The sequence below is a fragment of the Acinetobacter towneri DSM 14962 = CIP 107472 genome, from assembly GCF_000368785.1.
In the GTDB taxonomy this organism is placed as follows: Bacteria; Pseudomonadota; Gammaproteobacteria; order Pseudomonadales; family Moraxellaceae; genus Acinetobacter; species Acinetobacter towneri.
In genome coordinates this window covers 770,772-786,701 of sequence record NZ_KB849690.1, presented here as the reverse complement: position 1 = coordinate 786,701, position 15,930 = coordinate 770,772, and the positions used below count along the sequence as shown (strand labels likewise).

Below are 15,930 nucleotides of genomic sequence, written 5' to 3'. Positions count from 1 at the left end.
TTCACTATGTGCGTATCAACTTTGCCAAAAGAATAAGCCTAAAATTCATGTGATTAAATCTTTGGCTTATCCGTAACTGGGGTTAACTTAAATCCAATAAGATTAGTTGCATGAAGCAGAAAAGGAACTCTATTTGAGTTCCTTTTCTATTTTACAACGGAGAAAATTGCGTTTAGATCGTCAAATTTTCTTGAATGTATTGCAAATTAGGCACATGAAAGACCTGCTCACCCATACGGACATATTGGAATACCGCAGGATCAGTCGTGGTTTGCTGGTCATCATCTACCACTTCAGAAATACGCAAGCGCAGGGTTTTAGGCATTTCATTGCACATCAAAGCAAAACGCTGCTCCATTTCATCGCCTTCAATAACCAGTGCCACGCCCATTTTTTTCTCTGGGTCATTGACCGCATAAACAGGCAATTGCGATTCGTGCCATTCCACAGTTTTAACTTGAGTGGCGTTATCCAGCGCTGACAACACAATATTTTGAGGTATCAGCATTGGTTGTTTACCATGACATTCAACAATATAAGCATCAATAAAACCGGTAGATACGGTAATTAAATGTTGCAGCTCTTGCTGACTGATTTGCCCGAGTAAATTTGGACTATTCGTCTGACTCATCGTTTACCCCTGACTAACTGCTAATAATTGTTCAATATTGGCAAGCAATTCTGCCTCTTGGAACGGTTTACCCATGTAGTGCGTCACACCCAAGCTAAACGCTCGTTCGCGGTGTTTTTCACCTGTACGTGACGTAATCATGATGATCGGCAGATTGCTATGCATGTCGTGGTGGCGTACAAGGTTAGTCACCTCAAAACCATCCATACGTGGCATTTCAATATCCAGTAACATCAAGTCAGGTTTGACGTTTTCAAGCTGCTCCATGGCATCGACACCATCTTTGGCAGTCACGATGTCATAACCTTGACGCTCAAGCAGACGTGAAGTTACTTTACGTACGGTGACTGAGTCATCCACAATCATAATTAAGCGGCGTGTATCACGACGTTGGCTATCACGTTGATCGCTGGCTTGTTTAGTACGTTGCGTTGCAAGAATTTGACGGGCAATGTTCTGACCATCCAAAATCAAACAAACTTGACCATCACCCAAAATAGTTGCGCCAGCAATTGCACCAATGCTTGAGAACTGTTGTCCAATTGGTTTCACAACAATTTGACCACGCGAACCAATCAACTGATCGACTAGTAAAGCAATGGTTTGACCTGTGCTGCCTTTAATTAACAGAACAGGTAGTGAATGACCCACATGGCTTAAACGCGGTAATGGCTGATTGCCAACGAACTCAGATAAGTAACGTAACTTGTAGTTCTGGTTGTCAATTTGGAAGAAATCTTCATTGCTGTTGAAGTAAGATTCTAAAGTGGTTGGTGCAATACGTACAATACGGTCAATTTGCGCCAACGGTACAGCAAATTGTTGATCACCAACTTTAACCATTAAGGCATCGGATACAGCAACTGTCGTTGGTACACGAATACTAAAGGTTGTGCCTTGACCTAAAGTTGAATCTACAGAAACGTGACCACCAAGTGCCTTAATTTCACTTTGCACCACATCTAAACCAACACCACGACCTGAAATTTGTGTAACCGATTGTGCTGTTGTAAAGCCTGGGTGGAAAATGTATTGCAGAATTTCGTTTTTATCTAAATTCTGATCGGCTTTGATTAAACCTAAGCTCAATGCTTTTTCTTTAATCTTGGCATCATCAATACCCTTACCATCATCCACAAAAGTCACCACAACATCTGTGCCTTGACGGGTAATGTTCAGTTCAATTTTACCAACTTCAGGTTTATTGGCTGCAGCACGTTGTGCAGGGTCTTCAATCCCATGGTCGACCGCGTTGCGCAGCATGTGTTCAAACGGTGTCACCAAACGCTCTAGAATGGTACGGTCTAATTCACCTTCAGTGTTATAAACCACCAGTTCTGTCGGACGGTTTAAGGTCGATGAAGTCTGACGCACAATACGTTGTAAACGTGGCAATAAACGTGAGAATGGTACAAGGCGTGTGCGCATCAAGCTTTCTTGAATTTCGGCCTGAATACGTGATTGTTGTAATAACAAACCTTCAGCATCACGAATTTTTTCAGCCAAGGTGCTCTTAAAGTCCACCAAGTCCGATGCAGATTCCGCCAGAGATTTAGACAACTGATTCAACGATGAATATTGATCCATCTCTAATGGGTCAAAGTCTGCATAACGTGAGTTTTCAGAACCGTGCTTGGCAATAATTTGCGATTCCAGCTCGCCTTCCATTCGACGTAACTGATCGGCAAGACGTTTAATCGCCAATTCCATCTCATTCAACGTACCGCCTAGTTGCCCAAGCTCCATTTCAATACGTGAACGGTTAATCGAGTTCTCGCCTGACAAGTCAATCATCTTCTCGACTAAATCGGCAGAGATACGAATCATCTCATTGCTATTATCCAGCTGTGTGGTTTCGCCCCACTCACCCGACATTGCAGGTGGCTCTGTACCATCACCCTGAACAAACTCATAACTACGGCTTGGCGATAACAAGTCGGTATGCGTTAAACGCTCGGGCAATTGCGCAGATACATCTACAAACTGCATCGCCGACAAGCTAGATTTTAAGCTGTCATAATTGCTGTAATCTGCTTTGAAAATTGCATCACGCAACCATGCCAACGTGGTTTGCAACAAGGCATCATAAACATTTGAGTTAAATTGATGCACAGCAAACTGTTCAAAGGCACTTTCAAGTTGATAGGCAATTTGCGCAACAGGCTCAATTTCAGCCATACGTGCACCGCCTTTTAAGCTGTGTGCCGCACGTTGTAATTGAAGCAAGATACTACGGTCACTACGCTGTTCAAACCATTGTTTCAAACGCTGATCTGCAGCATCCAAAATTTCTTCCGCTTCTTCTCTGAAAGTCTCAACCACAATTGAATGTAATTGCTCATCTTCAGATTCAGCACTTGCTTCAAGACTTACAGTTTCTGTGATCGGCTCAAATGCCGCAGCAGCGGTGTCTTCAAAATGTGCATCATCAGCAATAACTGCGTCATCTTCAGCTAAATCTGCAGTTGTATCTTGCAACGCTTCTACCGCCAACTCAGGCTGTGCATCAACCTCTTCTACTGCCTCAATAGTCTGTTCAGGCTGCGCTGCGGTTGTCGCACCTGCGACTGACGCATCTGCATCGCCTTGTGCCAAGCTAACAATGTTGCCTAAAATCGCAATTGACTCTGGTGCTGCATAGTCCACACGCTCATCACGAATGGTCTGAATACGGTCTGCAATATCATCTTGCACCAAACGAATAATTTGAATTAACGCAGGTGAAACAACAATTTGGTTGTTAATGATACGCTCGTAAATCGACTCAAGGTTGTGTGCAATTAAACCAATATGCGTCGCAGAAATCATATTTGCGCCACCTTTCAAAGTGTGCAAATAACGCATTAAGTTATTTAATGCCGAAGTGTCACTGGCGTCTTTTGACCAAGTATTGACATCTTCATCCATACCCACCAAAAGCTCTTCTGCTTCTTCCAAGAAGATATCCAGCAAGTCAGGATCGAAGTCTTTATTGGCATCATCGGCATGTATGTTTTGTTGATCTGATGCAATACGTTGTGACAATTGTGCCAAATTCACAGTGCCCGAACTTTCGCCAGTAACTACAACTGGTGTCGCTTCAGGTTCTGCAACAACCGCTGTTTCTACAGCGTTGTCGCTCTCTAATGTTTCAACATCTTCAAGTGCAATTGCCTCAATGTCTTGCTGCACGAATGCAGTTAAGTCATTTAAGGTTTTCTGAATATCTTCAGTAACCGTAACACGCTGTCCCGCAGCCAAGGTATCGAATAAATGAATAAACTCTTGGTGCGCCTGTGCAAATAACTCATAACCATATTCAGAGTTAAGCAAGATTGGCTTGGCTAAAACACTGTCGTAAGCGGCTTTAAGTTCTTCAGTAAATTGATGGATACCCACAGACGCACGGTTATCGGTATGCTCTACCAATAATTGTGCTTGTGCGCTGAGTTCTTCTAAATAGCTTGGGAATTGCGCTTGCGCCAATTTATCAAATTCAAATTCGGCATCAAGTAAACGATCAATATTCAGTTCGATTAGCTTCGATACTAAACCTTGAGGATTAGAGTCTTCCGTATCGCTGGTGCTAAAGCCGTAGCTATCCCAAGCTTTATTAAAAGTTGCATAGATAACATCTAAACTATCACAGTGACCTTGACGAAGTACATGCAGATAATCACGGACAAATTCCGCATATTGCACCAACAGCGCAGTTTCTTTAGATGTAGATTCAATTTCATCTTGTACAAACGTTTTAAACAAATTTTCAACTTTAGAACTAGCTTCAAAAACTTGATCAATTTGCGCCATAGATGAACTGCCGCGCAGTGTATGTAAAGCGCGGATTAAGCCATTATAGTCTTGTGATCGAATCTGATCTTGTGCCAAGAACTGATCAATGGTTGCTAAATGCTCTTCAGCTTCTTCCACAAAAATAGCCAGAGTTTCAGCCAATAAACTCGCATCAGTAGCCGCTTCTTGTGCAACTTCTGTCTGTGGCATTTCTTCAGCAGTCATTACATCTTCTGATGATTCAACTGCAGCATCCGCCAATTCTAGTCCTGTCGGCATATCAGTTGCAGTCAGTTGATCCGCAAGAACTAGCAACTCTTCCAATGCAGGTTCAGGACTTTGGTTTTGCTGTAATTGTTGTCCTAAAAGCACCAATGGGCGTAAATCAAGATCAATTAAACCGACTTGCTTAAAAATTGGATAAAGCTTGTATTGATAAATATTTAAAACAGTTTTTACGTATTTTTGAATATCAGTATTGAGTGTTACCGTACCCGAAAGCACACGGTTTAAAGTATCTTCAACCGTCCATGCCAACTCGCCCGCAGACTTCGCACCCACCATGCGACCCGAGCCTTTTAAAGTGTGAAAGTGACGACGAATAGTTACTAAAGTTTCTTGATCTGTTGGGTTCGCAAACCAAGTTGTAAATAATGGATTTAATTCTTCGAAGATTTCTTCAATTTCTTCGACAAAAATTTCAAGAATTTCCGCATCTTGCTCAAGATAACTATCTTCAGGAAGCGTCATTGTTTCGACTAAATTTTTTAATATTTCTTTCATAGCTAAGGCTTCTTACGTTTTCAGCACCAAAAGGCACTTCAACTTAATTGTAACCATCCTGAATGCCCCTAACCCAAAAGTTAAGTTCATCTTTGCGATGCTTTATCTCTGAATGATGGTGTACCCATAACAGTGTATAGGTACACCTATCCCCAAGCTGGAATCCCGCTTATTCAGGTAGTTTAAAGTCAGTTACAGATTCACGTAATGATTCTGCCATGTTGGCCAACTCAGATACCGAACGTGCAGTATCGAAAGTTGCACTGGTCGTTTGCGAGGTAATTTCCTGTACAACGTTCATCGTGGTTGCAATGTGACCTGCAGAAGCAGACTGAAGTTTTGCAGCGTCCGAAATGTTAGAAATCAATTTCGCAAGGTTGGTTGATACCGTTTGAATTTCATCCAGTGCAACACCCGCATCCTTAGATAAGTTCGCACCACGTACAACTTCCGATGTGGTTTGTTCCATCGAAATTACGGCTTCGTTGGTATCAGTCTGAATGGTTTTAACCAGTGTTTCAATCTGTTTAGTTGCAGATGCTGAACGTTCCGCTAGACGCTGTACCTCGTCGGCTACGACTGCGAAACCACGACCTGCTTCACCCGCCATAGACGCCTGAATTGCTGCGTTTAATGCCAAAATGTTAGTTTGGTCGGCAATATCGTTAATCAAGGCAACGATGTTACCAATCTCTTGTGAAGATTCACCCAAACGCTTAATACGCTTAGAGGTTTCTTGAATCTGCTCACGAATGATATCCATACCTTCAATTGAACGGTTTACAACGTCTGCACCATTCGATGCAATATGTACTGAACGTTCTGCTACCGCTGCTGATTCTTCAGCGTTGGCAGATACTTGGTCAATTGACATTGCCATTTCGTTAATTGCGGCAGATGCACCTGCAATTTCTTGCGCCTGATGCTCAGATGCTTCAGCAAGCTGGTTGGTAATGTTCTGTGTGGTTGCCGTATATTGTGCAACTTCGTGCGATGTTTCGTGAATACGCGATACAAGGTCACGTAATTGGTCAATTGCGAAGTTAATCGAGTCGGCAATGGCACCCGTGAAGTCTTCCGATACTGTTGCGTATGAACGTAAGTCACCATCCGCAAGGTCGGCAATCTCATCAAGTAAACGTAAAATCGCGTTCTGGTTACGGTCATATTCATCTTGTAGACGAACCACGCGAGTTTTATCGGCTTCACCACGTAAGTTCAAGAGTTTGAATACACAGAATAAGAACGCAAGTAATGCTGCAATTAAGCCAATTGCAGGAATTGCAATAGACCAACCTGAACCGCTAGACAATTTATTTAAATTGGTTAAAAGCTTATCTGACTGATCAAAAATAGAAGATGATGCCTGACGTACTTTTACAATTTGTGTTGAGTTATTTAAAACTGTTGCAGCAGCAGATTTCAATACATCTTCATATTCTGCTTGAATACCTTCTAATGAACTACGTAAATCTTCTTGAGTAATACGTTGTACACCAAGTTCCACACTACCATTTAACTGTGCTGCCAAGTAAGCACCAAACGTTTCGGTATCGGCACTAAAGTCATCTGCAGATTCACGTGAACTGTCTGTACCTGTTAATACAGAACTGATTGAACGTAAAATACGTTCTGCAATGAATACTTGGTTCTTTGCAATAACCACCTGGCTACTTGGCATGTCTTGACGTGCCATTTGGTCAACCATCAAGTTATATTCAGCCTGAATACCCGGAATGGTTTCACCAATTGCAATGTTGGTGTCATAGAGTTGGTTAATGATTTTTTGTTGCGAAGCAATCAAATCAATATTTTCAGAAACCGATTTCCACTGTGTTTCCACTTCACGCAGTGTATCTGTGCTGGCATGAATATCCTTCACTGTTTCTAAGTGAGCAGCAAAGGCTTTTTGTGAATCTGTTAAGTTTTTAATAGATTCAGGCGTACCTGATGCAGTCGCTTCGGTTGCTTGACGTGAAATGGTTTGTGACAACAGACGTAAATCACCCAAACTACGGGTAAAATCGTTATTACGCGGCACGCTATAAAAAAGGTATAACAACAGGAAAAGCGATAAGATGATACAAAAAGCTGCGCCTAAAATAAGTGGCTTAGATTTTTCTGTTTCGCCAAATACACTCGCAAACTCTTCTGTTCGCGCCTGTAATTTTGCAAAAAAACCTGGACCACTTGCTTTACGGACGGTTTCTTCGCCTGAATTTTTCTTTTTAAGTTTAAAGCCCATGCAGCTTCTCCCCGATTGACGCCTTCATTTTTTAGGTGCGCGACAGTTAATTTATAAATTTTATAGATGCGTTCATGTATTTTGGGTTTTGCAATAAACGACTAAATAAGAAAACATGCCATTGTTGGTTATGTTGGTGAAAATACCCCTGACAATATTCTTGTAAATTACTATCTAAATCATTGTGTTTAGAAAAGAAACTTTTCTTATTAAAGTGCTGTATACCCAAAACTTGATCTACAACTAAACCGACATAATGGTCATTATGACTAATACACATTACTTTTTGAGTAGGTGAATATTGGCTGCTTTGCCCAGAAACATAATGTGCCAAATCTGAAACTGAAAGTAATCTTCCGCGAATATTCGCTAAACCTACTACCCAAGGTTGGGTATTTGGCACTGGCGTATATTTCGGTGGATAAATAACCTCAGAAACTTCTCCTAATGGAGCAACGAAATATTGCCCCATCATCTCAAAAGCAATGCCTGACCAGCGGTTTACCTCATTTTCGGTACTAACGTAGTTTTTGTTTCCACGTTTAGATAACCGAAGCAATTCAATAAAACCATTTGCAGCCATAGCTTATCCTGCATTAAGGTGTTGATTAATCACATCAATTAATTGTTTTTCGTCAACAGGCTTAGTTAAGTAATCGCTTGCACCTTGGCGTTTTCCCCAAACACGATCAGTTGCCTGATCTTTGGTACTCACAATTACAATTGGAATGTGTTTGGTGGTGTCACCACGCGAAATTTGACGTGTTGCCTGAAAGCCATTTACGCCTGGCATAACCACATCCATTAATACTAAATCTGGTAATTCAGCTTGCGCCATGGTCACGCCATCTGCACCATTCGCTGCTTCAATGACTTCAAAACCATGCTTGGTCAAGATTTCTCTGAAACGGAATGTTTCTGTAGGTGAATCATCTACAATAAGAATACGAGCCATTATTTTCCCCAATAAATCTAACTAACTAATAATTATGCTGTCACGTGGTTACGAATGGCGTTTAATAATTCATCTTTACTAAATGGTTTAGTCAGATACTCATCAGAACCTACTACACGTCCTTTGGCTTGGTCAAATAAACCATCTTTACTTGATAGCATAATGACAGGAATGTTTTGGTAGTTTTGCGAGTTTTTAATTAAGGCACACGTTTGGTAACCATCTAGGCGTGGCATCATAATATCTACGAATACGATATCTGGATTTGATTCGGCAATTTTGGATAAAGCTTCAAATCCATCAACTGCGGTAACCACTTCACAACCTTCACGCTGTAGAAGTGTTTCAGCTGTACGGCGAATGGTTTTTGAATCATCAATCACCATGACTTTTAGATTTTGGAATTTATCGTCCATTCAATGACCCTTCCCATTTTTGTTTGTACAAGCAACTGAGTAGAAAAATTTTACACATTGATCGTATTTTTAACATATCTTTACTTGTAGTTTCAATGAACATATTTAGTGTAAAGCTACACTTTTACACCATTATCACCAAACCGCTCACACTTTCGTGTGACCATTGATATTTTTTTATCGGTTGTATTTTTTTAATTCCTAATTTTGATCTAATATAACACTATTATTACGTGTAATTTAAGTAATTTAGTCAACTTTATTGTGGGGGACAACGTGAGCACTTTTTTTGCAAAATCACTCGCTGTAAAATTAAAACAAAATAAGCAGTCACTCAAATTGGGCATGCTTGCGTTACTGCTATTGCCCTCTGCCCCACTCATGGCTGACAGCCAGAACAAAGCGGTGTGGTATCGCTATTATGATCAACATGGTGTTGCAAATATTAGTAGTAATGTGACACCTAATCATATTCGTCATGGCTATGAAGCATTAGACCGTAACATGCAAGTGATTCAGCGTGCACGTCCATACAACACCGAAACGGATATTAAAAAAGCCCCACAACGTGCTGCTCAAGCGTATCAAATGGAATCTGATCAGCGTTTAAAAAAAGCCTATACCAATAGTCAAACCGCAATCACTAAACGTAATAACGCTTTAGCGCATATTAAAAAGCAAATTATTTTCCAACAAGAACAACTCAAACAGCTGCAAAACGACCGTATTACTTTTAAACGTCAAGAAATGGAATATTTACGCAAGGTCAAACCTGTGCCTGCACAACTAAAAACCAATTTGGACAATAACTTAAAAAACATCGAGCTTAAAAAAGATATGATTCAATCTTTACAAACAAGCTATCGAAATACACAAGCAGAATACGACAGAATTATTACTCGCTTAAAAGCACTTGAATAGTTGATTTGAATTACCTTGTCATTTTGGCAATCAATAAGGACAAATATGCATGCACATTGCACAGCGTATCGCAGTTAGGTTTAATCGGCAGCATTTACCCATTTTTCGTATCGGTGCAATCGGTTTATGTATTTTGCTGAGTGCCTGCCAAAAAACAGAAACTGAAAATAAAACAACAGTATCAGAAAAAATTGAACTCATTCAGCAAGATTTAGTGACACCACAACAAGGCAGCGCAATCAGTAAAACTGCCTTTACAGGCACAGTGCGTGCTGTGAATCAAAGCAGTATTCAAGCACAGGTGACTGCCACAGCAACCTCAGTCTATGTCAAAGTGGGCGATAGCGTACAACGTGGTCAAACCTTGCTACGCTTAAATAATCAGGATAATGCTGCACGTTTAGCACAAGCTCGCGCCAATTTAGCTGCAACGCAAGCGCAAGCCAACCAAGCCCGCAACATGATGCAACGAAAAAAACGTTTGCTCGATCAGGGTTTTATTTCACAAGTGGAATATGAGCAAAGTCAGTTAGATTATCGTGCGCAAATGGAAAATGTACGCGCCCAACAAGCCAATGTCGATATTGCACTAAAAGCCGATCAAGATGGCACGATTACCAGTCCAATTCATGGTGTCATTACCCAACGTCAAGTTGAGCCTGGGCAAACTGTGGCTGCAGGACAAACCTTATTTGAAGTCGTCGATCCGAACCAATTAGAAATTCAAGCGAAATTACCAAGCGACTTACAAGCCGCACTCAAAATTGGTCAAAAAATTGAATATCAACTCCAAGGACAAGCAAACACATTTAATGCACAAATTAGCCGTGTTTCTCCTGTTGCGGATTTAGCCAGTCGTCAAATTGAATTTTTTGCGACCCCGCTTGAGCGTCTTCCCTCTTTAAGTATTGGGGCATTTGTGGATGGTTATATTTTAGCGAACACGACAATTTCAGGGCAAATCATCCCACTCAATACCATTCACGATATCCAAAACAAACCTTATGTTTGGGTGATTCGAGATCAAAAAATTGCCCGCGTGGATATCACAGTTTTAGAACAGCGCTATAGTGACAATACTGCTGTGATTCAAGGCTTACAGAGCAGTGATCTAGTCAGTCGAGTGGTGTTCAACCCCGATCAAATTCAGCAGCAGGTGATCATTCAAAATAACCCTCAATAAATTGAATTTCATCTCAATGCAGTAGTGCAGATGTCCAATAAATAAAAAATCAGGATCGTTGTTATGTGGTTTACCCGAGTTAGCGTCAAGTATCCCGTTTTTACCATCATGATGATGTTTTGTCTAATGGTGCTTGGCTTGGCTTCATGGCAACGTATGGGCGTGGAAGAATTTCCTGACGTCGATTTTCCGTTTGTAGTGGTTTATACCAGTTATCCGGGTGCATCACCTGAAACAGTTGAATCTGAAATCACCAAGAAAATGGAAGATCAGATCAACACCATTTCTGGACTCAAACAACTGGTTTCACAATCCAGTGAAGGGCTATCTACTATTATTGCCGAGTTTAATTTAGATGTTCCTTCGGCAGTGGCGGCACAAGATGTACGCGATAAAATTTCGTCTGTCAGTGCAGGGTTTCGAGATGAAATTCAAGACCCAGTGGTGGAGCGCTACGATCCAACTGCCAATGCAGTGATGTCGATAGTTTTTGAATCCTCACAAATGTCCTTGCGCGATTTAAGTTCCTATTTAGATCAACAAGTTGTACCGCAACTACGCACTGTGTCTGGTGTCGGAACTGTTAATTTATTGGGTGATGCACAGCGACAAATTCGGATTGAGGTAGATCCACAAAAGTTAATGAGTTTTGGACTGGGTGTGGATCAGGTCATCAACACGCTCAAAGCTGAAAATATTGAAGTACCTGGCGGCACACTCAAACAAGCCAATAGTGAATTGGTGGTCGAAATCCAATCCAAAGTCATTCACCCTCTGGCTTTTGGCGATTTAATTATTGCCAATAAAAATGGTGCGCCCATCTTTTTAAAACAAGTTGCCACAATTCAAGACAGTCAGGCAGAGCTGGAAACCAGTGCATTTTTAAATGGGCAAACTGCGGTTGCTGTCGATATCTTGCGTAGTTCAGACTCTAATGTTATTGAAGTGGTTGATAACACCTACAAAACCTTAGAACGTATTCAGACCCAACTACCTGTAGGCATGACTGCAAAGGTCGTGGTGGATTCTTCTAAAGGGATTCGTGGCAGTATCCGTGATGTAGCGCGCACCATTATTGAGGGTGCGATTCTGGCAGTCCTGATTGTACTGTTGTTTCTTGGTTCATTCCGTTCTACCGCCATTACAGGATTGACCCTGCCAATCGCCCTACTCGGCACACTCACCTTTATTTGGGCATTTGGCTTTACCATCAACATGATGACCTTACTGGCGCTCTCGCTCAGTATTGGCTTATTGATTGATGATGCAATTGTGGTACGTGAAAATATCGTGCGTCATGCAGATATGGGTAAAGACCATGTCACGGCTGCTTTGGATGGTACTAAAGAAATTGGCTTAGCAGTTTTAGCAACCACCCTAACCATTGTGGCGGTATTTTTACCTGTGGCATTTATGGGCGGCATTATCGGACGCTTTTTTTATCAATTTGGTGTCACCGTCAGTACTGCCGTGCTGATTTCCATGTTTGTCAGTTTTACGCTGGATCCAATGCTTTCTGCACACTGGGCAGAAAAACCAAATCCCAATAAAAAACCTGGACGAGTAAAACGCTTCTTAAACTGGATTTCCAACAAACTCGACAATTTAAGTCATCATTATGAAAAACTTTTAAAATTAGCACTACGATTTCGCGTTATCACCTTATTGATTGCCGTGGGTTCATTATTTGCAGCACTCGGATTATCCAAACTGATTGGCACAGAGTTTGTACCTGTACCCGACAAAGGTGAAATTCGGATTAAATTTGAAACACCTGTAGATGCCTCGCTTGAATATTCACAAGCAAAATTAAAACAAGTAGATCAAATCATCCGTCAACACCCTGAAGTACGTGCGACTTACGGAGCCATTAACAGCGTGACAGATCGCGGGAAAAATCATGTTAACTTGCGTGTAACTGTCAGCCCGCGTAATGAACGTCAACAAACGCTGACCGAACTCAATAACGAATTTCGCCAGCGTCTACAAAGTATTGCAGGCATCACCATTACCTCTGTCGCATCTGCCGATGAAACGGTTTCTGGTGGGCAAAAACCTGTGATGGTGTCTATTAAAGGCCCTGATTTAGCAGAATTACAAAAAATCTCTGACCGCTTTATGACCGAAATTGCTCAGGTGAATGGTATTGTCGATTTAGAAAGCTCGCTAAAAGCTCCTAAACCTACATTAGGTGTTCATATTAACCGTATCCTTGCCAGCGATTTAGGGCTATCGGTAAATCAAATTGCCAATATTATCCGCCCACTGATTGCGGGGGATGATGTCACCACTTGGCAAGATGAACGTGGCGAAACCTACGATGTCAATGTTCGCCTTACAGAAAACCATCGTAGCTTGCCGAGCGATGTGCAAAATATGTATTTAACTTCACAAAAAACCGATGCCAATGGACAAAATATTTTAGTGCCTCTAGCAAGTGTGGCGAAGTTTGAAGAAAGTTTAGGTGCAGCGCAAATCAACCGTCGTGATTTAGCCCGTGAAGTTTTGGTCGAAGCCAATACTGCTGGACGTCCTGCAGGTGACATTGGTGTCGACATTCAAAAAATTCAGGATAACTTTAAATTACCCGCAGGTTATAGCTTCGACACTCAAGGCGCCAATGCTGACATGGCTGAATCTGCAGGTTATGCGCTGACTGCAATTACCCTATCTATTGTGTTTATTTATATCGTTTTAGGTTCACAATTCAACAGTTTCATTCACCCTGCAGCGATTATGGCTTCTCTGCCTTTATCGCTGATTGGGGTATTCTTGGCACTGTTTATTTTTAACTCGACCATGAACCTGTTTTCTATTATCGGTATTATTATGCTGATGGGGTTGGTCACCAAAAATGCGATTTTACTGATTGATTTTATTAAAAAAGCCATGGATCAGGGCGATTCACGTTATGATGCAATTATAGCTGCAGGGAAAACCCGTTTACGCCCTATTTTAATGACCACCAGTGCAATGGTGATGGGGATGGTGCCACTCGCACTTGGCTTGGGTGAAGGCGGCGAACAAAGTGCGCCTATGGCACATGCAGTCATTGGCGGTGTAATTACATCTACCCTACTCACCTTGGTGGTCGTACCTGTCATTTTCACTTATTTAGACGATTTTAAGAATTTTATGTTACGCCAAACACGTAAACTCATTTCTTAAAATCTCACGTAAAATCACACAATCGCTCGGGCTAAATTTTAACACAAGTTTAGCCCGATTTTTATTGTATAATCTGGCTTTGAAAAAACTCCATTTAACGCTTCACTTTTTAGGACAGTTTCCATGCGCGCGAGTCGCTTTTTATTTGCTACGTTAAGAGAAACCCCAAACGATGCCGAGGTGATTTCTCACCAGCTGATGTTACGTGCGGGTATGATTCGTAAATTGGCTTCAGGTTTATATACTTGGCTGCCAATGGGTGTACGTGTGCTAAATAAAGTTGAAGCCATTGTTCGTGAAGAAATGAATCGCGCAGGTGCTTTAGAAACATTTATGCCTGTCACTCAGCCTGCCTCACTTTGGGAAGAATCAGGTCGTTATGTGCAATACGGTCCTGAATTACTGCGCTTTAAAGACCGCCACGACAATCCTTTTGTACTTGGCCCAACACATGAAGAAGTCATTACCGATTTGGCGCGTAATGAATTAAAAAGCTATAAGCAATTACCAATCAACTTCTATCAAATTCAAACCAAATTCCGTGACGAAATTCGCCCACGTTTTGGGGTAATGCGTTCACGCGAATTTATTATGAAAGATGCTTATTCTTTCCATACCGATCAAGCCTCCCTACAAGAAACCTATGATGTCATGTACGACACCTACTGCCGTATTTTCTCGCGCTTAGGTTTAGACTTCCGCCCAGTACAAGCAGATACAGGTTCTATTGGTGGTTCTGGTTCACATGAATTCCACGTTCTGGCTTCAAGCGGTGAAGATGATATCGCCTTCTCTACCGAATCTGATTATGCAGCCAATATTGAAATGGCTGAAGCTATTTTGGTGGGTGAACGTGCTGCTGCAACGCAAGAACTCAACATTGTAGATACACCAAATCAAAAAACCATTGCGGAAGTTTCTGCATTTTTAGGTACAAATAGCAACCAATCAGTCAAAGCGCTCTTGGTTCAAGGTATTGCAGATGAATCGGGTCAAGTACCTGCGATTGCATTATTCCTACGTGGCGACCATGAACTAAATGTAATTAAAGCAGAAAAGCATCCACAGATTGCAGCACCACTTACTTTTGCAACCGATGCACAAATTGCAGCGTTAGGTTTAACTGCTGGCTTTGTTGGTCCACAAGGTTTGGTTGAAAAAGGCATAACTGTGATTGTAGACCGTGCTGCATCAGTACTGTCTGACTTCGTTGCAGGTGCAAACCAAGTTGATCAACACGCAACAGGTGTGAACTGGGAACGCGATGCACAATATACTGAAGTTTACGATTTACGAAACGTCGTTGAGGGCGATCCATCTCCAGATGGTCAAGGAACTCTACAAATTAAACGCGGTATTGAAGTCGGTCATATCTTCCAACTTGGTACTAAATACTCTGAAGCGCTGGGCTGCAAAGTATTAGGTGAAGATGGCAAACCGTTTACTGTTACCATGGGATGCTATGGAATTGGAGTCACACGTGTCGTTGCCTCTGCCATTGAACAAAATTTTGATGATAAAGGGATTATTTGGCCTGCAGCCATCGCACCATTTGAAATTGCGATTGTACCAATGAACGCACATAAATCACCTCGCACATTAGAAGCAGCAGAAGCACTTTATGCTGAACTTCAAGCTGCGGGTTATGATGTATTACTGGATGATCGTAATGAACGTCCTGGGGTGAAATTCTCTGACCTTGAGCTTACAGGTATTCCGCACCGTATTGTGATTGGTGAGAAAGGTTTAGATGCAGGTACTTTTGAATATAAAGGTCGTCGTGATGCTGAATCTAGCAACCTAACGAAAGAAGAATTACTCATCAAAATTGCCAAATAAGATTGAACACTGAGTATA

10 protein-coding genes are annotated in these 15,930 nt (G+C 41.6%); 4 read left to right on the top strand and 6 right to left on the bottom strand.

All coding sequences use genetic code 11. From position 1 onward, the window contains the following. Positions 1–172: 172 nt before the first annotated feature. The 6 genes from F947_RS10925 to pilG all read right to left on the bottom strand — a co-directional run bounded on the left by F947_RS10925 (position 173) and on the right by pilG (position 8,801). Positions 173–631: a hypothetical protein gene (locus F947_RS10925; protein ID WP_004975530.1), complete on the bottom strand. Its 459-nt coding sequence runs from the start codon at positions 629–631 to the stop codon at positions 173–175. Positions 632–634: 3 nt separating this feature from the next. Then, entirely contained in the window at positions 635–5,185 is a 4,551-nt protein-coding gene (locus tag F947_RS10920; protein ID WP_004975529.1) for a hybrid sensor histidine kinase/response regulator, read from the bottom strand. A 169-nt stretch (positions 5,186–5,354) separates the two neighbouring features. Then, on the bottom strand, positions 5,355–7,430 hold the full coding sequence (locus F947_RS10915; protein WP_004975528.1) for a methyl-accepting chemotaxis protein: 2,076 nt from the start codon (positions 7,428–7,430) through the stop codon (positions 5,355–5,357). Between the two features lie 46 nt (positions 7,431–7,476). Continuing rightward, positions 7,477–8,013 carry a chemotaxis protein CheW gene (locus tag F947_RS10910; protein ID WP_004975527.1) on the bottom strand — a complete coding sequence of 179 codons (537 nt, stop codon included), beginning with the start codon at positions 8,011–8,013 and terminating at the stop codon, positions 7,477–7,479. A 3-nt stretch (positions 8,014–8,016) separates the two neighbouring features. Then, entirely contained in the window at positions 8,017–8,385 is a 369-nt protein-coding gene (locus F947_RS10905) for a response regulator (protein WP_004975526.1), read from the bottom strand. 32 nt (positions 8,386–8,417) lie between these two features. Continuing rightward, positions 8,418–8,801, bottom strand: a complete 384-nt coding sequence (gene pilG / locus F947_RS10900; protein WP_004975524.1) for a twitching motility response regulator PilG — start codon at positions 8,799–8,801, stop codon at positions 8,418–8,420. A gap of 276 nt (positions 8,802–9,077) precedes the next feature. Between pilG and F947_RS10895 the strand changes: the two genes are divergently transcribed. The 4 genes from F947_RS10895 (at position 9,078) to F947_RS10880 (ending at position 15,912) form a co-directional block, all read left to right on the top strand. Beyond that, positions 9,078–9,722, top strand: a complete 645-nt coding sequence (locus tag F947_RS10895) for a hypothetical protein (RefSeq protein ID WP_004975522.1) — start codon at positions 9,078–9,080, stop codon at positions 9,720–9,722. 49 nt (positions 9,723–9,771) lie between these two features. Beyond that, on the top strand, positions 9,772–10,905 hold the full coding sequence (locus F947_RS10890; protein WP_004975519.1) for an efflux RND transporter periplasmic adaptor subunit: 1,134 nt from the start codon (positions 9,772–9,774) through the stop codon (positions 10,903–10,905). A gap of 63 nt (positions 10,906–10,968) precedes the next feature. After that, complete coding sequence (locus F947_RS10885) at positions 10,969–14,073, top strand: efflux RND transporter permease subunit (RefSeq protein WP_004975517.1); 3,105 nt, start codon at positions 10,969–10,971, stop codon at positions 14,071–14,073. Between the two features lie 123 nt (positions 14,074–14,196). After that, positions 14,197–15,912: a proline--tRNA ligase gene (locus F947_RS10880; protein ID WP_004975515.1), complete on the top strand. Its 1,716-nt coding sequence runs from the start codon at positions 14,197–14,199 to the stop codon at positions 15,910–15,912. The last annotated feature ends 18 nt before the right edge of the window (positions 15,913–15,930 follow it).

What these genes read in the sequence shown, in the direction of transcription:
- F947_RS10910 (WP_004975527.1), bottom strand. Translation starts at nt 8,013, where the DNA reads ATGGCTGCAAATGGTTTTATTGAATTGCTTCGGTTATCTAAACGTGGA.
- F947_RS10915 (WP_004975528.1), bottom strand. Translation starts at nt 7,430, where the DNA reads ATGGGCTTTAAACTTAAAAAGAAAAATTCAGGCGAAGAAACCGTCCGT.
- F947_RS10905 (WP_004975526.1), bottom strand. Translation starts at nt 8,385, where the DNA reads ATGGCTCGTATTCTTATTGTAGATGATTCACCTACAGAAACATTCCGT.
- F947_RS10925 (WP_004975530.1), bottom strand. Translation starts at nt 631, where the DNA reads ATGAGTCAGACGAATAGTCCAAATTTACTCGGGCAAATCAGTCAGCAA.
- F947_RS10920 (WP_004975529.1), bottom strand. Translation starts at nt 5,185, where the DNA reads ATGAAAGAAATATTAAAAAATTTAGTCGAAACAATGACGCTTCCTGAA.
- F947_RS10890 (WP_004975519.1), top strand. Translation starts at nt 9,772, where the DNA reads ATGCACATTGCACAGCGTATCGCAGTTAGGTTTAATCGGCAGCATTTA.
- F947_RS10885 (WP_004975517.1), top strand. Translation starts at nt 10,969, where the DNA reads ATGTGGTTTACCCGAGTTAGCGTCAAGTATCCCGTTTTTACCATCATG.
- pilG (WP_004975524.1), bottom strand. Translation starts at nt 8,801, where the DNA reads ATGGACGATAAATTCCAAAATCTAAAAGTCATGGTGATTGATGATTCA.
- F947_RS10880 (WP_004975515.1), top strand. Translation starts at nt 14,197, where the DNA reads ATGCGCGCGAGTCGCTTTTTATTTGCTACGTTAAGAGAAACCCCAAAC.